A 15,906-nucleotide genomic window follows, 5' to 3' on the forward strand; every position below is an offset into this window, starting at 1 on the left:
GCATCTGGTTTTACAAATTAGTTAAAAAAACGAGGGAAAACAGCCGGCTTCCATGGGACTACTCCGATTTGTTATTAGCTAAATAATGAGCAGATCGCGGTTGCGTTTTGAGAAAAATAGTTTACTGCCGATAAAAAAAACGCCGCAAAGCGGCGTTTTGATCAAGATAATTATGTCACGTTTTATATTACAGCACGTGTACCGAGGCGGTGTTGGTGGTGCCGCTCGGCACCAGCGCGCCGGAAACCATCACCACGACGTCGCCTTTTTGCGCCAGGCCGCTGGCCAGCGCGGCTTCTTTACCAATGCGGTAGAAGTCATCGGTGGAGGCGATTTCTTTGACCATCTGCGGGATAACGCCCTTGCTCAGCACCAGCTGATGCGCGGTGGTCTGGTTGGTGGTCAGCGCCAGGATCACGGCGTTCGGGAAGTATTTACGCACGGATTTCGCTGACTTGCCGCCGCTGGTGGCGACGACGATCAGCGGCGCATCCAGTTTTTCGGCGGTTTCAACCGCGCCGCGGCATACCGCTTCGGTGATGCGCAGCTTGCGGCGATCGTTCAGGGTATCGATGCGGCTTGGCATCACGCGATCGGTGCGTTCGCAGATGGTCGCCATGATGTTGACCGCTTCCAGCGGGTATTTGCCCTTGGCGCTTTCGCCGGACAGCATGACGGCGTCGGTGCCGTCCAGAATGGCGTTGGCGACGTCACCGGCTTCCGCACGGGTAGGGCGCGGGTTCTTGATCATGGAATCGAGCATCTGGGTGGCGGTGATCACCACTTTACGCGCACGGTTGCATTTTTCGATCATCATCTTCTGGGCGAAGATCACTTCTTCTACCGGGATTTCAACGCCCAGATCGCCGCGGGCAACCATGATGCCGTCGGACGCTTCGAGAATTTCGTCGAAGTTGTTCAGGCCTTCCTGGTTCTCGATCTTGGAGATGATCTGGATCTGCTCGCCGCCGTGCGCTTTCAGGTGCTCGCGGATCTCCAGCACGTCGGAGCGTTTACGGATGAAGGACGCCGCCACGAAGTCGACGCCTTGCTCGCAGCCGAAGATCAGGTCGCGTTTGTCTTTCTCGGCCAGCGCAGGCAGCTGGATGGACACGCCCGGCAGGTTGACGCCTTTGTTCTCGCCCAGGTCGCCGTTGTTCAGCACCTTGCAAACGACTTCGTTCTCGGTCACGTTGGTGACTTCCATGCCGATCAGGCCGTCGTCAACCAGCACGGTGTTGCCGATCTTCAGGTCGGCGGCGAAGCCGGCGTAGGTCACCGCCACGCGTTCGCTGTTGCCGATCACGCTCTGGTCGGTGGTGAAGGTGAAGGTTTGGCCGGCGACCAGAGAGGCGTCTTTGCCGCCTTCCAGTTTCATGGTGCGAATTTCCGGGCCTTTGGTATCCAGCAGGATGCCGGCGTTGATACCGGTTTTCGCCATCACGGCGCGCATGTTCTTGATGCGGTTGCCGTGCTCTTCATAGTCGCCGTGAGAGAAGTTGAGACGCATCACGTTCATGCCCGCATTGAGCAGGTTGGTCAGCATTTCTTCCGATTCGGTTTTTGGACCGATGGTACAAACAATTTTGGTCTTTTTCATGGCGGAGTTTTCTACAAGTTGTGATGGATAAAAAAACGAATTTGACCGGCGTTGTTTACGCCGATAGGGAATTTGAGCCGTGCCTGGTGGTGAAAAACATAGTTAAGGATAGGTGACGACAGTTGATGTGGGGCGGAAAAATTCAGCCCGCGCGGGGGCGCGGGGATGCTGCGCAACGGGGTGAGATTAAATCGTGTTGTTATTGCGTTTTCGCAGATCAAGGGCTGAAACCATTCAACTGATAGACGTTGCGCATTATAAAGGCTAAGCGGCGGGAAACAAAATAAAAAACCGCGGCGGTGCGGCGGATATGTCAAAACGAGGGCAAATGTGGCGCAAATGCAACGCGTTGCGTACGGCTTGTTGCGCAAATAACCTTGCTGTAAATGCGGCTTAGCGCGTTTGCGGGATTTCCAGCAGCACACCGGCGCTCAGGCAGAAGCAGCCGCTGGCGACGTTGGCCGGCAGGGTCAGGCTCTCGCCGGTCCGCACTATCCGCGTGTCGCCGCCGAGGGTGAACTCGAATTCACCCGATATCACCCGGGTTTGCAGCGCGTGCGCGGGCTTTTGCAGCTGGCCGAAGGCCCCGGTCTCGAAACGCACTTCCGCTGCCGGCGAACCGTCGCTCATCACGCCTTCACGACGGGCAAGGCCATTGTCGAGCGGTAAAAAGGGGGTGTTGGCGGTGAAGGTGGTCATGTGGCGTTCCTGATGGCTGATGGCGGTAGTTCGGCGCAATCGACATGAAAAATCGAGCGGTCGGGCAGAGACGAAACAGCGAGAATTATAACGCGATAGGGGGAGAGGTGAATCAGCAATATGGTGCGTCCGAGTGGACTCGAACCACCGACCCCCACCATGTCAAGGTGGTGCTCTAACCAACTGAGCTACGGACGCACTGCACTGCTTCTGAAATTTGGTGCGTCCGAGTGGACTCGAACCACCGACCCCCACCATGTCAAGGTGGTGCTCTAACCAACTGAGCTACGGACGCACTGTACTGCTTCTGGAATTTGGTGCGTCCGAGTGGACTCGAACCACCGACCCCCACCATGTCAAGGTGGTGCTCTAACCAACTGAGCTACGGACGCATCTTTTCCTGTCTGTCATGGCTGACAGCGGGGACGAATATTAACGAGCTACCCGCGTGCTGGCAAGGGGAAAAACGCAATTTTATTCGGTATTTCACGCGATTGCTGAGGTTGTGCGCAGACAGGCGTTTTTTTCCGCAACCCGCTGCCCGGCCGGGGAGAAAACCGGCCGGGAACGGACTCAGCGGGTAGAACGCTGCAGGATGACGGTGGTCGGCTGTTTCTGCAGCCAGCGCATGCGCAGCGCCATCATGATGGCGGCGAAGGTCAGGCCGATGATAAAGCCGATCCAGAAACCGCTCGGCCCCATCGCCGGCACCACCGCATCGGTCAGCGCCAGCAGATAGCCGCTCGGCAGGCCCAACACCCAGTAAGCGATGAAGGTGATGAAGAAGATCGCGCGAGTATCTTTATAACCGCGCAGCACGCCGCTGCCGATCACCTGGATTGAATCCGAGATTTGATACAGCGCCGCCAGCAGCATCAGCTGCGAGGCCATCGCCACCACCGCCGGGCTGTCGTTGTACAGCAGGGCGATCGGTTCGCGGAAGGTGGCGGTAAACAGCGCAGTGCAGACGGCCATGGTGATGCCGACGCCGATGGCGGAGTATGCGGCGACGCGCGCGCCTTCTACCGACCCTTCTCCCAGACGATAACCGACGCGAATGGTGGCGCCGACGCCCAGCGACAGCGGCAACACGAACATCAGCGCGCTGAAGTTAAGTGCGATCTGGTGGCCGGCGACCGCGACGATCCCGAGCGGCGACACCAGCAACGCCACCACGGCGAACAGGGTGACTTCGAAGAACAGCGCCAGCGCCACCGGCATACCGATGCCGATCAGGCGCTTCAGCGCCGCCCAGTCCGGGCCGCCGAGATCGCCTGTCTGGCGCTTGATGTCGCGCTGCGACGGCGCGCGCTTCACGTACCAGCGCATCATCAGGAACATGATCCAGTAGACGCTGCCGGTGGCGACGCCGCAGCCCACGCCGCCCAGTTCCGGCATGCCGAACTTGCCGTAGATAAAGATGTAGTTGATCGGGATATTCACCAGCAGGCCGAGGAAGCCGATCACCATGCCGGGCTTGGTTTTGGACAGCCCTTCGCACTGGTTGCGCATCACCTGGAAGAACAGATAGCCCGGCGCGCCCCACATGATGGCGTGCAGATAACCGACGGCTTTATCCGCCAGCTGCGGATCGATGTTGTGCATCATGTCGATGACGAATTTGCAGTTATACAGCACGACGATCAACAGTACGGAAACGCCGGAGGCCAGCCAGAAGCCCTGACGCACCTGATGGGCGATGCGATCGCGACGGCCGGCGCCGTTTAACTGGGCGATCACTGGGGTCAGCGCCAGCAGCAGGCCGTGACCGAACAGGATGGCCGGCAGCCAGATAGAGGTGCCGACCGCCACCGCCGCCATATCGGTGGCGCTGTAAGCGCCGGCCATGATGGTATCCACCACGCCCATGGCGGTTTGCGAGATTTGCGCGATGATCACCGGGATAGCGAGAGCCAATAAACTACGCGCTTCAATTAAGTACTTCTGCACGCATACACCTTTCTATTTTATATATGTGGGAGGGAGGGCTGCCGCGAGAGGACAACAATTAAAATAGCGGAATTTTGTCAAAAATATTGTACCTGCTCGGCGTCGTTAAGCAAACGCCGCAGATAAATAGTTATTAAATGCGCAGGGACGCGTTTTTTGCCGTCGCGGATTTGGTTTTCAGCGCCAACTGGGGCAAACTGCCGGAAGCGTTTTAATCTATTGAGTAAGAAGAGGCACATATGTTCACCGGTATCGTACAAGGCACCGCGCCGCTGGTCGCCATTGATGAGAAACCCAATTTCCGCACCCATGTGATCGAGATGCCTGCAGAACTGCTGCCGGGGCTGGAGCTGGGCGCGTCGGTGGCCCATAACGGCTGCTGCCTGACCGTCACCGCGGTGGAAGGCAACCGCGTCAGCTTCGATTTGATCAAGGAAACGTTGCGCCTGACCAACCTCGGTGATCTGGCGTTGGGCGACATCGTCAATATCGAGCGCGCGGCGAAATTCAATGATGAAATTGGCGGTCATTTGATGTCCGGCCATATTATCTGCACGGCGGAAGTGGCCAAAATTTATACCTCGGAAAATAACCGTCAGGTATGGCTGCGCATGCCGAATGCGGAATTGATGAAATATGTGCTGCACAAAGGTTTCATCGGCATCGACGGCATTAGCCTGACCATCGGCGAAGTGGTGAATAACCGTTTCTGCGTGCATCTGATCCCGGAAACCCTGGAGCGCACTACGCTGGGTAAAAAACGCCTGGGCGATAAGGTGAACATCGAGATCGATCCGCAGACGCAGGCGGTAGTGGACACCGTCGAACGCGTGCTGGCCAATCGGGAAGCGACGCTGGCGGCGGCGGTGGCGCCGGCGCACAAAGACTGACAGCGATTCGGGCGTTGCCGCCGGAGTCGAATCATAAGCAGAGAGGAGAAACGCGTGAAGTTTTATGGGAAAACGTTGTTGTTAACCGCGTTGCTGGCGCTGAGCGCCTGCAGCAGTTCACCTGAGCAGGGCGGCGGCGCGCAAGTGGCCGATGCGGACGATACCTGCGGCGCTTCGCAGTATCAAAACTACGTCGGCAAGCCGATGACGTCGCTGGAAGGCGTGCGGATCGAATCCAAGGTGCGCGCCATTCCGTACAACTCTGCCGTCACCATGGATTTCAACCTGCGCCGTCTGAACTTCCTCGGCGATAGCAACGATAAAATCATCCGCGTTTACTGCGGCTAAGCCGCCTGGTTCGAAAGAGCAAAAAAAGCCCCGGCGATGAGGTTGCCGGGGCTTTTTTTATTAGGGGAGCGTTCAGCGTGCGACGCGGATGCCGCCTTCAACGCCTTTCGGGCTGAACACCACCTGCCACAGCTGCAGATCGCGCGCCCGAAACGCGCCGGCGCAGGCGTTCAGGTAATAGCTGAACATCCGCTCGAAGCGCTCGGAATAACGTGGAGCAAGCTGCGGCCACGCCTGCTTGAAGCGCTCGAACCAGGCCATCAGCGTGCGATCGTAGTCGGCGCCGATGTTGTGCCAGTCTTCCATCACGAAATGGCCTTCGCTGGCCTCGGCGATATGCCTCACCGAGGGCAGGCAGCCGTTCGGGAAGATATATTTGTTGATCCACGGATCGACGTTCATGTCGGTCTTGTTGGAACCGATGGTGTGCAGCAGGAACAGGCCGTGCGGCGCCAGATTGCGCTCTACCACGTTGAAATAGGTGCGATAGTTTTTCGGCCCGACGTGCTCGAACATGCCGACCGAGACGATGCGATCGAACTGCTGATGCAGATCACGATAGTCCTGCAGCAGGATCTGCACATCCAGCCCGGCGCAGCGCGCCTGAGCCAGTTTCTGCTGCTCGGCGGAAATGGTCACGCCGACCACCGACACGCCGTAATTTTTCGCCGCATAGGCGGAGAGGCCGCCCCAGCCGCAGCCGATGTCCAGCAAGCGCATGCCCGGCTGCAGCTGCAGTTTTTCGCAGATCATCCGCAGTTTCGCTTCTTGCGCTTCCTCCAGCGTGGCGGCGTCTTTCCAGTAGCCGCAGGAGTACTGCATGTAAGGATCGAGCATCAGCGTAAACAGATCGTTGCCAAGATCGTAATGCTCTTTGCCGACGATCCAGGCGCGCTTTTTCGATTGCAGATTGGTCAGGCGCGCCGCGGCGATACGCAGGGTATCTTTCAGGTGGTGGGGGAGCTTCTTCTCCAGCCCGGCGCTGACCACGCGCTGGAAGAATATATCCAGCCGCTCGCATTCCCACCAACCATCCATATAGCTCTCGCCTAGACCCAGGGAGCCTTGCTGCAAAACGCGTTTAAAGAATTCGGGGTTTTTAACCTGAATATCGAAAGGGCGCGATCCGTTAATTTCGATACCGGCCAGACCGAGCATTTCGTGCGCGATACGGTACCACTGGTTATCCTGGATGCTCAGATCTTCTATACACGATGAACTCATAGCTTCTCCATCACCTTCTTCTGACTGATGACCCGTTAGGAAACAGCTTAGACAATTTCTGCGGGTGCATACGTATACCGACGGGAAATAAGCCCGCGGCGTCTGATATCCGACTATGAACAGAGGAAATTTAAAGAAGCGACCCGACGCAAACGGCGCAGGATAAACGCCTCTTCAAAAAAAGAGTGTGACGCAAGACGCGTACACAACAGCTAATTGAGATATAGAGATTATAAGGTGTTACTTTACAAGGTTGTTTTTGAGTATAGGCGCGCCGAGGCATTGACTCAACTGTAAATCGCACTCGGCACGCATATTCTTTAAGTGATTATTTAGCTTGGCAATTATGACGCTGAGTTAGCATGTTCGCGCGGCGTTTCTTGCGGCGCCTTGGCCGCTTTTCCCCGCTGCAGGAAATACCCCAGCGCGGCCAGTATCACCGTGGACACCATCACCGTCACCGTCGCCAACAGCGGCTGCGCAATAAACGTCGATACCAGCATGCTCGCCACGAAACACAGCCCCAACTGCAGCGTATTTTGCAGCGCGGCGGCTTTGCCGCTGCTGTCCGGGAACGGCATCAGCGCGTTGGCCACCATGATCGGATAGCCGGCGCCGTTGACCAGCGCCATCACGCAGAACGGGATCAGGAGCGTGGTGAGCGTCGGATTGGTCAGGGTTGCCACCAGATACAGGGCCACCATGCTGACAGCATAAGCTACCAGCAGCCACGGCAGCAGGGTTTTGCCATTGATGCGCTTGAGCGCGGCGCGGCACCCGTAACCGCCCAGCAGGAAGGCCAGCGTCTGCGGCACATAGCTCAGGCCGATGTCGCTCGGGCCGTAGCCCATATCACCGAGGATAAACGGCGAGCCGGTCAGCCAGGCGAAGAAACCGGCCGAACAGGCGGCGTACATGGCGACATTGCCGCTGAATACCGGGGATTTCAATAATTGCCAAAAACTGACGCTGCTTTTTGGCGCGTCGACGGCGGGTTTTGGCCTGGCGTTCTCTTTGAGCAGCAGCGTCGGCAACAGCAACAAGGCGGTGATGGCCAGCAGCACGGCGAAGATCGCGCGCCAGCTGGCGTGGTTCAGCAGCCAGGCGCCCAACAGCGGCGCCAGCGCCGGCGATAGCGCCACCAGCGGCATGATGGTGGCGAATACGCGGTTGGCCTGGCCTTCACGATAGCGGTCGACCACCAGCGCTTGCCAGATGGCGGCGGCGGAACAGACACCTACGGCCTGAATAAAGCGCAGTATCCAGAGCTGCGCGGCATTTTCCACCCACAGCATGCCCAGGCAGCCGAGCGCGAACAGCGTCAGGCCAATCAACAATACCGGTTTGCGTCCCAGACGGTCGGAGAGCGGCCCCCACAGCAGCTGCGCGAAGGCGAAGCCGGCCAAAAAGATGCTCAGGCTGGCGCTGACCGCGCCGGCGGAAATTTGCAGTTCCTCCCGCATGGCGCCGAAGGCGGGCAGGTACATATCGGTCGCCAGATAACCCAGCATGCTCAGGCCGGCGAGGTAGAACATAAAACCAAAGGAATTTCGCATGGTATTTCTCGTTAATATTTTAGTGTCGCAGGTTTTTAGCGCCGGCCAGTGTATCCGGCTGGATCTCTGCTTGTGAAACGGTAATATTTGCAAAGTGCTGTTAAAAAAATTGAAGGCAAAGCGATGTGGTCTGAATATTCTCTCGAGGTCGTTGATGCGGTGGCGCGCACCGGCAGTTTCAGCGCGGCGGCGCAGGAGCTGCACCGGGTGCCGTCGGCGGTAAGTTATACCGTGCGGCAGCTGGAGCAATGGCTGGCGGTGCCGCTGTTTGAGCGGCGTCACCGAGATGTGGAACTGACGCCGGCCGGCGCGCTGTTTATCAAGGATGCGCGAGCTGTTATCAAAAAAATGCTCGACACCCGCCGCCACTGTCAACAGGTGGCCAACGGTTGGCGCGGTCAGCTGAATATCGCGGTGGACATCATCGTCAAACCGCAGCGCAGCCGCCAGCTGGTGCTGGATTTCTACCGCCATTTCCCCGACGTCGAGTTGATGCTGCAACCCGAGGTGTTTAATGGCGTGTGGGATGCGTTGGTGGACGGCAGGGCGGACATGGCGATTGGCGCCACCCGCGCGGTGCCGGTCGGCGGCGGCTTCGCTTTCCGCGACATGGGGGATATGAACTGGCTGTGCGTAGTCAGCCCACAGCACCCGTTGGCGCAGCTGGCAGGGCCGTTGAATGACGATCGGTTGAGGCCGTACCCTGCGCTTTGTCTGGAAGACACCTCGCGCAATCTGCCCAAGCGCGTCACCTGGACGCTGGATAACCAGCGGCGGCTGGTGGTGCCGGACTGGACCTCGGCGCTCGACTGTTTGTGCGCCGGATTGTGCGTCGGCATGATGCCGGCGCATCTGGCGCTGCCGCGGGTGCAGCGCGGTGAGCTGAAGGCGTTGCAGTTGCAGCAGCCGTTTCCCGCCAGCCCCTGCTGCCTGACCTGGCAACAGGATAAACCGTCACCGGCGATGAGCTGGCTGCTGGCGTATTTGGGCGATGGCGAGACGCTGAATCAGGAGTGGCTGAGTGAGGCGGCACCGGAAGCCGCGCCGGCTTCCGGTAGGGAGGACGATCAGCGGCGGTAGTCGATGAACGGACCGTCGGCGACCGAACGGCGTTCGACCAGCTTCGGATGCACTTCGATCACCTGCGATTCTTCGCGCTTGCTGATGATGCGATCCAGCAGCATGGTGAAGGCCATTTCGCCCAGACGCTCTTTCGGCTGATGAATGGTGGTCAGCGCCGGGGTGAAGTAGCGGGCGTTGCGCACGTTGTCGTAGCCGATCACGGAAATATCCTGCGGCACCCGCAGCCCCAGTTCGTCGGCGGCGCAGATGGCGCCCATCGCCATGATGTCGCCGCCGCAGAATACTGCGGTCGGTCGCTGTTTTTGCGACAGAATTTGATGCATCGCCTTGTAACCGGACTCCGGCTCGAAGTCACCCTGGACTATCCACTCTTCGCGAATATCGATATGCGCTTCCTGCAGCGCCTTCATGAAGCCCTGATGCCGACCGCCGCCGGTGTTGCGCGACAGTTGGCCCGGGATAGCGCCGATATCGCGGTGGCCGCGTTCGATCAGATAACGCCCGGCCAGATAGCCGCCCTCGAACGCGTTATCGATGATGGTGTCGGTGAAGTCGCCGCGCGCGGCGCCCCAGTCCATTACCACCATCGGGATGTTGCGGTAGTCTTCCAGCATGCCCAGCAGCTGATCCGGGTATTCGGAACACATGACCAGCAGGCCGTCGACGCGCTTTTGCGCCAGCATCGCCAGGTAGGCGCGCTGTTTGTCCAGATTGTTGTGCGAGTTGCACAGGATCAGGGTATAGCCTTTGCTGTAGCAGCTGTTTTCCACCGCCTCGATCACTTCGGCAAAGTAGGGCGCTTCGCTCGAGGTGGCTAGCAGACCGATAGACTTGGTGTGATTGACTTTCAGGCTGCGCGCCACGGCGCTCGGCGAGTAGTGCAGCTCTTTGATGGCGGCCCACACGGCCGCTTTGGTCTCTTCGGCGACGAAACGAGTCTTATTGATGACGTGCGAAACGGTGGTGGTGGAAACGCCCGCGCGTTTGGCCACATCTTTAATCGTTGCCATGTAAGGAATGACTCCTGAACTCACATGTTTACAGCATGTAAGTGTGATGTTAATCGTTTGCCTACGTAGATCCTTCTCCAGAGAAGCGAAAACTGAGTTTTTAGTGTTGAAGTCGTCAGCGCTTAATCAGGAGGGGCATGAATGCCGGTACGCAGTTGTGAACTGCGAATTTTGTCGCATATTGAACAAAAGTGGAAGAGGTAATCGAGATTATAAACCGGGAAATGATAACAAGATTTTATCGGCGAACTGTGGGAAAATGATTTGACGTACTAATTGTGCGCCTTTTATCCTTAGGAAAGCCCATTTTAAAGGAGTTGTCATGGATACCGATCTGAAGATGTCGCTGTTCACCACCGTTTGCGCATTGGCGATGATCATCGCTTTCAGCTTTGTCGCCGCGTTGAACTGATTTCCCGCCAGTTTTAAAAAAGGCGCAGCCAAGCTGCGCCTCATCACTTAGGCAAGGCCTGCGCTTACGCCAGGTTTTCCGCCGCGAAGGTCCAGTTGACCAACGCCCAGAAGTTTTCCAGGTATTTTGGACGCGCATTGCGGTAATCGATGTAATACGCGTGTTCCCACACGTCAACGGTCAGCAGCGGTTTGTCTTCGCCGGTCAGCGGGGTTGCCGCGTTGGAAGTGTTGACGATTGCCAGCGCGCCGTCCGGTTTTTTCACCAGCCAGGTCCAGCCGGCACCGAAGTTTTTCACGGCGGCATCGGTGAACTGCTCTTTGAACGCAGCGAAAGAGCCGAAGGATTTGACGATCGCCGCCGCCAGTTCGCCCTGCGGTTCACCGCCGCCCTGTGGCGACAGGCAGTGCCAGTAGAAGGTGTGGTTCCACACCTGCGCGGCATTGTTGAACACGCCGCCGTTAGAGGTCTTGATGATCTCTTCGAGCGATTTGCCTTCGAACTCGCTGCCTTTCACCAGGTTGTTCAGGTTAACCACGTAGGTGTTGTGGTGTTTGCCGTAGTGGTATTCCAGGGTCTCGGCGGAGATGTGCGGCTCGAGCGCGTTTTTCTCATACGGTAATGCAGGTAATTCAAACGACATTGCTTCCTCCTTTACAGCGCCATTCAGCTTCTCGCCGGGGCGAACGCCGGATGGGCCGTTTTTTATTGTGGTCATTCAATCTTAACAATTTTCATCATAAAAAACAGGAGGAAAAGCGAGAAATGCGCGTGGGGGAGTGCGATGGGCGATAGCTTGAGCAGGCGGTTGCGGCCGAGGCCGCAACCGCGCAGAGCAGGGAATTAACGGATGGTTTTCGGCGTCACTACGCGGCGAGCGCCGATGTAGTGGTTCTGCCAATAGTCGTTGTCGAGCTGGCTGATGCGGATCTCTTCGCCAGTGCGCGGCGACTGGATGAATTTGCCGTTGCCGAGGTAGACGCCGACATGATCCGCCACGCCGCGGTTGTTAATGCGGAAGAACACCAGATCGCCGCTTTCCAGTTCGCTTTTCTTGATCGGCGCCGCGTCGCGCAGGTGATACATTTCGTTGGCGGTGCGCGGCATCTTGATTTTCACCACGTCTTTATAGGCGTAATAGATGAGGCCGCTGCAGTCGAAGCCGGTGCGCGGCGAGCTGCCGCCCCAGCGGTAAGGCTTGCCCATCTGATCCATCAGCTTGGCCATCGCGGTCTGCTTGGCGTGCTGGTAACGCTTTTTGTGCGCCGGGCTGAGTTTCAACGGTTTTTCATCACGCGCCAGCTTGGCGGTGGCCATACCGGCTTCGCGGTGGCGGCCATAGCCTTTTTTGTAGCCCTTTTTCGGCGGGGTGACTTTAATTTTGGCGGTTTTCTGCGCTTTGGCCTTGGGTTTGGCGCTGACGATCTTTTTCGCGCTTTTCTCGCTTTTGACCTTGGCGGTCTTGGTTTTTTTCTCGGGGGCCGTCACTTTGGCTTTTTTGGCGGCTTTATCCGCTTTCTTTTTTCTGCGGTCATCGGGCCGCGCTTCATTGGCATGGCTTTTACGCTGCTCGGCGGCAACACGCGCCTGTGGCGCAGCGTGCGCCAAATTGAAGAAGAGCTGCGTAAACAGCAGCGCAAAGAGCGTAAGAATTAAACGCATGTCGACGTCACCAACCTTGGCCCCGAAACGGATATCGAAAGAGTTACAGTATTCCCGAATTTCGCCATATAAAACAGCGAAGAACTCATAAATAATAATCCATATTGTGAGAAAACGTTAATGACATTTTTTTTGGTTTAAAATCAGCCTGTTGATGTATAAAAAAGCGCCAGGCGGCGGCGGTGGATATAATTAAGCCGCGCCGTCATCGCGGCGCAATATATTAGTGAAATGGTCGGATTAAAAATGTTATTCTCAACGTATGTTTTGACCGGAATGACGTGGCCGGTGAAACGCGATCGGCGGCGGGCGAATATCCTTGCAAAAGATGGCGTTTTCTTGCGACTGTTCCAGCCGCTACAATAGCCCGCGTGATGCATGTTGTAGCCATGAAATGTGGCTTGAGGAAGCAATAAATGACGACGACACTTGAAAAAATTCAGCACCAGATCGCTGAAAACCCGATTCTGCTGTACATGAAGGGTTCGCCAAAGCTGCCGAGCTGCGGCTTCTCTGCGCAGGCTGTGCAAGCGCTGTCCGCCTGCGGCGAGCGTTTCGCCTATGTGGATATTCTGCAAAACCCGGACATCCGCGCCGAGTTGCCAAAATACGCCAACTGGCCGACTTTCCCGCAGCTGTGGGTAGACGGTGAACTGGTCGGCGGTTGCGATATCATCATCGAAATGTATCAGCGCGGCGAATTGCAGCAGCTGATCAAAGAAACGGCAGAAAAGTATAAAGCGCAGGAAGACCAGCAGTCTTAATCGACAGACGTGCGGTTATCGCGTAACGGGCGGCGCCAGTGCAAACTGGGCCGCCTTTTTTATTGGGCCTATTCGGCGAGATCGCCGGCGGGCAGCGGCCAGCCGCCGAGACGCTTCCAGCGGTTAACCAGCTCACAAAACAGCAGGGCGGTTTGTTCGGTGTCGTACAGCGCGGAGTGCGCCTGGCTGCTGTCGAACGGCATGCCGGCAGCGATGCAGGCTTTGGCCAGCACCGTTTGCCCCAGCACCAGGCCGCTCAGCGCAGCGGTGTCGAAGGTGGCGAACGGATGGAACGGATTACGCTTCAAACCGGCGCGTTCGGCCGCGGCCATCAGGAAGCTGTGATCGAAGTTGGCGTTGTGCGCGACGATAATGGCCCGGTTGCAACCGCGATCCTTGAGCCCTTTGCGCACTGCTTTGAAAATGGCGTGCAGCGCGTCGTATTCGCTGACCGCACCGCGCAGCGGGTTGTGCGGATCGATGCCGTTAAACGCCAGCGCTTCCGGTTGCAGGTTGGCGCCCTCGAAAGGCTCCACGTGGAAGTGTAGGGTTTCGTCGCGCTGCAGCCAGCCGTCTTCATCCATTTTCAGCGTCACGGCGGCGATTTCCAGCAGCGCATCGGTATTGGCGTTGAAGCCGGCGGTTTCAACATCTATTACTACGGGATAAAACCCACGAAAACGACCACTCAGGGCGTTAAGATCACTTTTTTCGGCCATCAGTTTCTTATCTTCATCGAATGCAGCGCGCATTATGGCAAATTTTGCGCCCGGTTGCAGGCGCTATCGCGCGGAGAATCAGCGGGGCGCAGGCGCGCCCCGAGAGAGGCTTAGTGGCCGAGGCCTTGGCCGGCGTGTTTGTTTTCGATCAGCTCGATTTTATAACCGTCCGGATCTTCGACGAACGCGATCACCGTGGTGCCGCCTTTCACCGGGCCGGCCTCACGGGTGACGTTGCCGCCGGCGCGGCGGATGTTGTCGCAGGTGGCGGCGACGTCGTCCACGCCCAGCGCCAGGTGGCCGAAGGCGGTGCCCATGTCGTAGCTGTCGGTGCCCCAGTTATAGGTCAGTTCGATAACCGCGCCTTCGCTCTCTTCCGTATAGCCGACAAAAGCCAGCGAGTATTTGTACTCCGGGTTTTCGCTGGTGCGCAGCAGGCGCATGCCTAATACCTTGGTGTAGAAGTCGATGGAGCGTTGCAGATCACCGACGCGGATCATGGTATGGAGTAAGCGCATAATTCCTCTGAATTGACTGTGCCGTGGCAGACGGCGGGTGGATTGAAGCACAAGCGAGTATAGCCTTGTCCCGCAAGGGAATTCAACGTGACGAGTTGGTGACGATGTCACTTTTTGCCCCCTCGCCATGGGTGTTTAAATATTGATCGAGTGTACCGATCGATACGAAGTAATTGATCTGCACAATCAATTATCAATTCCGCGCGTAACCGTGTAGAAATTGACCTGTAGCAGATAACAACACCAGGGAACGTCGGCCCGCCTTGTGCGGGCCTTTTTGCGTGCATAAAAAAACGGCCAGGCGGTTGCGTGGCCGTTTAGGGTCAGGACGGGTTACTTCGTCAGAAACGGATAGTCGGTATAACCTTCGGCGCCACCGCCGTAGAAGGTTTCCGGCTTAGGTTCGTTGAGCGGGGCGTGCTGACGGAAACGCTCGACCAAATCCGGATTGGCGATGTAGCTACGGCCAAAGGCCACCGCGTCGATGAAGCCTTTTTCGATCAACGCTTCGGCTTTTTCAGCGGTGTAGGCGCCGGCGCCGACGATCACCCCTTTAAAGTGGGCGCGCACCGAGTCACGGAAGGCGTCGGAATACGGTTTGCCGCCGGCCCAGTCCGGTTCGGAGATGTGCAGATAGGCGATGTTGCGTTTGTTCAGCTCTTCCACCAGGTACAGCGCCGCTTCTTCCTGATCTTCACCGTTGTCCAGGCCGTTGAACGGCCCCAGCGGCGAGATGCGGATGCCGATGTGCTCGGAGCCCCATTCTGCGATGGCGGCGTCGACCACTTCCAGCGTCAGGCGGGTGCGATTCTCGATGCTGCCGCCGTATTGATCGGTACGCTGGTTAGACGCCGGAGACATGAACTGGTGCAGCAGATAGCCGTGAGCCGCATGCAGCTCGATAAAGTCGAAGCCGGCTTCACGCGCGTTGGCGGTCGCCTGGCGGAAATCGTTGACGATGCCCGGGATCTCGCTGGTTTCCAGCGCGCGCGGCGTAGAGGTCGGTACGCGCACCCAGGCGCCGGTTTCGTCACGCACGGTGGTGCGGGTGTCTGCGTTGATCGCCGAAGGGGCGACCGGCGCTTGTCCGCCCGGCTGGAGGCTGGTGTGGGAGATGCGGCCTACGTGCCACAGCTGCACGGCGATGTGGCCGTTTTTGTCGTGTACCGCCTGCGTGATGTGTTTCCAAGCGGCGATCTGCTCCGGGGTATGCAGGCCCGGCGCACCGGCGTAGCCTTTCGCCTGGAAGGAAATCTGCGTCGCTTCGGTCACGATCAGACCGGCGCCGGCGCGCTGCGCATAATACTCCGCCATCAGCGGCGTGGGAATGTCGCCCGGTTCGATGCTGCGCAGACGCGTCAGCGGAGCCATAAACACGCGGTTGGGCAGGGTGACTGCGCCAACTTTCAGCGGAGAGAGCAATTTTTCAGTCTTCATAGTGCATCCTGTATTTAATAGACCGGTCGTCTAG

Annotated in this window: 16 protein-coding genes and 3 tRNA genes; 5 read left to right on the top strand and 14 right to left on the bottom strand. The window is 57.8% G+C overall.

Going from position 1 to position 15,906, the window contains the following annotated elements; translation table 11 throughout:
- Positions 1-187: 187 nt before the first annotated feature.
- The 6 genes from pykF to EDY99_RS08050 form a co-directional block, all read right to left on the bottom strand.
- Positions 188-1,600, bottom strand: a complete 1,413-nt coding sequence (gene pykF / locus EDY99_RS08025; protein ID WP_033642909.1) for a pyruvate kinase PykF — start codon at positions 1,598-1,600, stop codon at positions 188-190.
- 393 nt (positions 1,601-1,993) lie between these two features.
- Positions 1,994-2,299, bottom strand: a complete 306-nt coding sequence (locus tag EDY99_RS08030) for a cupin (protein WP_046686960.1) — start codon at positions 2,297-2,299, stop codon at positions 1,994-1,996.
- 121 nt (positions 2,300-2,420) lie between these two features.
- Positions 2,421-2,497: transfer RNA gene (locus tag EDY99_RS08035), tRNA-Val, on the bottom strand.
- Positions 2,498-2,517: 20 nt separating this feature from the next.
- Positions 2,518-2,594 (bottom strand) — tRNA-Val (locus tag EDY99_RS08040).
- A 20-nt stretch (positions 2,595-2,614) separates the two neighbouring features.
- Positions 2,615-2,691: transfer RNA gene (locus EDY99_RS08045), tRNA-Val, on the bottom strand.
- Between the two features lie 181 nt (positions 2,692-2,872).
- Positions 2,873-4,249 carry an MATE family efflux transporter gene (locus EDY99_RS08050; RefSeq protein WP_033642911.1) on the bottom strand — a complete coding sequence of 459 codons (1,377 nt, stop codon included), beginning with the start codon at positions 4,247-4,249 and terminating at the stop codon, positions 2,873-2,875.
- 239 nt (positions 4,250-4,488) lie between these two features.
- On the opposite strand from EDY99_RS08050, the gene EDY99_RS08055 reads away from it, so the two are divergent.
- Both EDY99_RS08055 and EDY99_RS08060 read left to right on the top strand, forming a co-directional pair.
- Positions 4,489-5,139, top strand: coding sequence for a riboflavin synthase (locus EDY99_RS08055; protein ID WP_033642912.1), 651 nt, complete (start codon positions 4,489-4,491; stop codon positions 5,137-5,139).
- A 54-nt stretch (positions 5,140-5,193) separates the two neighbouring features.
- On the top strand, positions 5,194-5,487 hold the full coding sequence (locus EDY99_RS08060; RefSeq protein ID WP_033642913.1) for an I78 family peptidase inhibitor: 294 nt from the start codon (positions 5,194-5,196) through the stop codon (positions 5,485-5,487).
- A 72-nt stretch (positions 5,488-5,559) separates the two neighbouring features.
- On the opposite strand, the gene cfa is transcribed toward EDY99_RS08060, so the two are convergent.
- The gene (gene cfa / locus EDY99_RS08065; protein WP_033642914.1) at positions 5,560-6,711 is read right to left on the bottom strand and encodes a cyclopropane fatty acyl phospholipid synthase; all 1,152 of its coding nucleotides are present in this window, start codon (positions 6,709-6,711) and stop codon (positions 5,560-5,562) included.
- 344 nt (positions 6,712-7,055) lie between these two features.
- Positions 7,056-8,267 carry a purine nucleoside transporter PunC gene (punC, locus tag EDY99_RS08070; protein ID WP_042784368.1) on the bottom strand — a complete coding sequence of 404 codons (1,212 nt, stop codon included), beginning with the start codon at positions 8,265-8,267 and terminating at the stop codon, positions 7,056-7,058.
- A 123-nt stretch (positions 8,268-8,390) separates the two neighbouring features.
- Between punC and punR the strand changes: the two genes are divergently transcribed.
- On the top strand, positions 8,391-9,347 hold the full coding sequence (gene punR / locus EDY99_RS08075) for a DNA-binding transcriptional activator PunR (RefSeq protein WP_033642916.1): 957 nt from the start codon (positions 8,391-8,393) through the stop codon (positions 9,345-9,347).
- On the opposite strand, the gene purR is transcribed toward punR, so the two are convergent.
- The gene (gene purR / locus EDY99_RS08080) at positions 9,335-10,360 is read right to left on the bottom strand and encodes an HTH-type transcriptional repressor PurR (RefSeq protein WP_004931336.1); all 1,026 of its coding nucleotides are present in this window, start codon (positions 10,358-10,360) and stop codon (positions 9,335-9,337) included. The genes punR and purR overlap by 13 nt on opposite strands.
- Positions 10,361-10,682: 322 nt before the next feature.
- Between purR and EDY99_RS08085 the strand changes: the two genes are divergently transcribed.
- On the top strand, positions 10,683-10,772 hold the full coding sequence (locus tag EDY99_RS08085) for a YnhF family membrane protein (protein WP_094143265.1): 90 nt from the start codon (positions 10,683-10,685) through the stop codon (positions 10,770-10,772).
- Between the two features lie 64 nt (positions 10,773-10,836).
- On the opposite strand, the gene sodB is transcribed toward EDY99_RS08085, so the two are convergent.
- A complete protein-coding gene (gene sodB, locus EDY99_RS08090; RefSeq protein WP_004931333.1) occupies positions 10,837-11,415 on the bottom strand; it encodes a superoxide dismutase [Fe] in 579 nt (192 codons plus the stop codon).
- 200 nt (positions 11,416-11,615) lie between these two features.
- The gene (locus tag EDY99_RS08095; RefSeq protein WP_042784370.1) at positions 11,616-12,434 is read right to left on the bottom strand and encodes a C40 family peptidase; all 819 of its coding nucleotides are present in this window, start codon (positions 12,432-12,434) and stop codon (positions 11,616-11,618) included.
- Positions 12,435-12,850: 416 nt separating this feature from the next.
- On the opposite strand from EDY99_RS08095, the gene EDY99_RS08100 reads away from it, so the two are divergent.
- Positions 12,851-13,198, top strand: a complete 348-nt coding sequence (locus tag EDY99_RS08100; RefSeq protein ID WP_004931329.1) for a Grx4 family monothiol glutaredoxin — start codon at positions 12,851-12,853, stop codon at positions 13,196-13,198.
- Positions 13,199-13,266: 68 nt separating this feature from the next.
- Here the strand turns inward: EDY99_RS08100 and rnt are convergent, their stop codons facing one another.
- The 3 genes from rnt to EDY99_RS08115 all read right to left on the bottom strand — a co-directional run bounded on the left by rnt (position 13,267) and on the right by EDY99_RS08115 (position 15,872).
- Entirely contained in the window at positions 13,267-13,950 is a 684-nt protein-coding gene (rnt, locus tag EDY99_RS08105) for a ribonuclease T (RefSeq protein WP_016927925.1), read from the bottom strand.
- Between the two features lie 77 nt (positions 13,951-14,027).
- Entirely contained in the window at positions 14,028-14,435 is a 408-nt protein-coding gene (gloA, locus tag EDY99_RS08110; protein WP_033652600.1) for a lactoylglutathione lyase, read from the bottom strand.
- A gap of 333 nt (positions 14,436-14,768) precedes the next feature.
- Entirely contained in the window at positions 14,769-15,872 is a 1,104-nt protein-coding gene (locus tag EDY99_RS08115) for an alkene reductase (protein ID WP_033642920.1), read from the bottom strand.
- Between the last annotated feature and the right edge of the window lie 34 nt (positions 15,873-15,906).

Origin of the sequence: Serratia sp. LS-1 (assembly GCF_003719595.1) — a bacterium.
Taxonomy (GTDB): Bacteria; Pseudomonadota; Gammaproteobacteria; order Enterobacterales; family Enterobacteriaceae; genus Serratia; species Serratia ureilytica.

What these genes read in the sequence shown, in the direction of transcription:
- pykF (WP_033642909.1), bottom strand. Translation starts at nt 1,600, where the DNA reads ATGAAAAAGACCAAAATTGTTTGTACCATCGGTCCAAAAACCGAATCG.
- EDY99_RS08030 (WP_046686960.1), bottom strand. Translation starts at nt 2,299, where the DNA reads ATGACCACCTTCACCGCCAACACCCCCTTTTTACCGCTCGACAATGGC.
- EDY99_RS08055 (WP_033642912.1), top strand. Translation starts at nt 4,489, where the DNA reads ATGTTCACCGGTATCGTACAAGGCACCGCGCCGCTGGTCGCCATTGAT.
- cfa (WP_033642914.1), bottom strand. Translation starts at nt 6,711, where the DNA reads ATGAGTTCATCGTGTATAGAAGATCTGAGCATCCAGGATAACCAGTGG.
- punC (WP_042784368.1), bottom strand. Translation starts at nt 8,267, where the DNA reads ATGCGAAATTCCTTTGGTTTTATGTTCTACCTCGCCGGCCTGAGCATG.
- punR (WP_033642916.1), top strand. Translation starts at nt 8,391, where the DNA reads ATGTGGTCTGAATATTCTCTCGAGGTCGTTGATGCGGTGGCGCGCACC.
- purR (WP_004931336.1), bottom strand. Translation starts at nt 10,360, where the DNA reads ATGGCAACGATTAAAGATGTGGCCAAACGCGCGGGCGTTTCCACCACC.
- EDY99_RS08085 (WP_094143265.1), top strand. Translation starts at nt 10,683, where the DNA reads ATGGATACCGATCTGAAGATGTCGCTGTTCACCACCGTTTGCGCATTG.
- sodB (WP_004931333.1), bottom strand. Translation starts at nt 11,415, where the DNA reads ATGTCGTTTGAATTACCTGCATTACCGTATGAGAAAAACGCGCTCGAG.
- EDY99_RS08095 (WP_042784370.1), bottom strand. Translation starts at nt 12,434, where the DNA reads ATGCGTTTAATTCTTACGCTCTTTGCGCTGCTGTTTACGCAGCTCTTC.
- EDY99_RS08100 (WP_004931329.1), top strand. Translation starts at nt 12,851, where the DNA reads ATGACGACGACACTTGAAAAAATTCAGCACCAGATCGCTGAAAACCCG.
- rnt (WP_016927925.1), bottom strand. Translation starts at nt 13,950, where the DNA reads ATGCGCGCTGCATTCGATGAAGATAAGAAACTGATGGCCGAAAAAAGT.
- gloA (WP_033652600.1), bottom strand. Translation starts at nt 14,435, where the DNA reads ATGCGCTTACTCCATACCATGATCCGCGTCGGTGATCTGCAACGCTCC.
- EDY99_RS08115 (WP_033642920.1), bottom strand. Translation starts at nt 15,872, where the DNA reads ATGAAGACTGAAAAATTGCTCTCTCCGCTGAAAGTTGGCGCAGTCACC.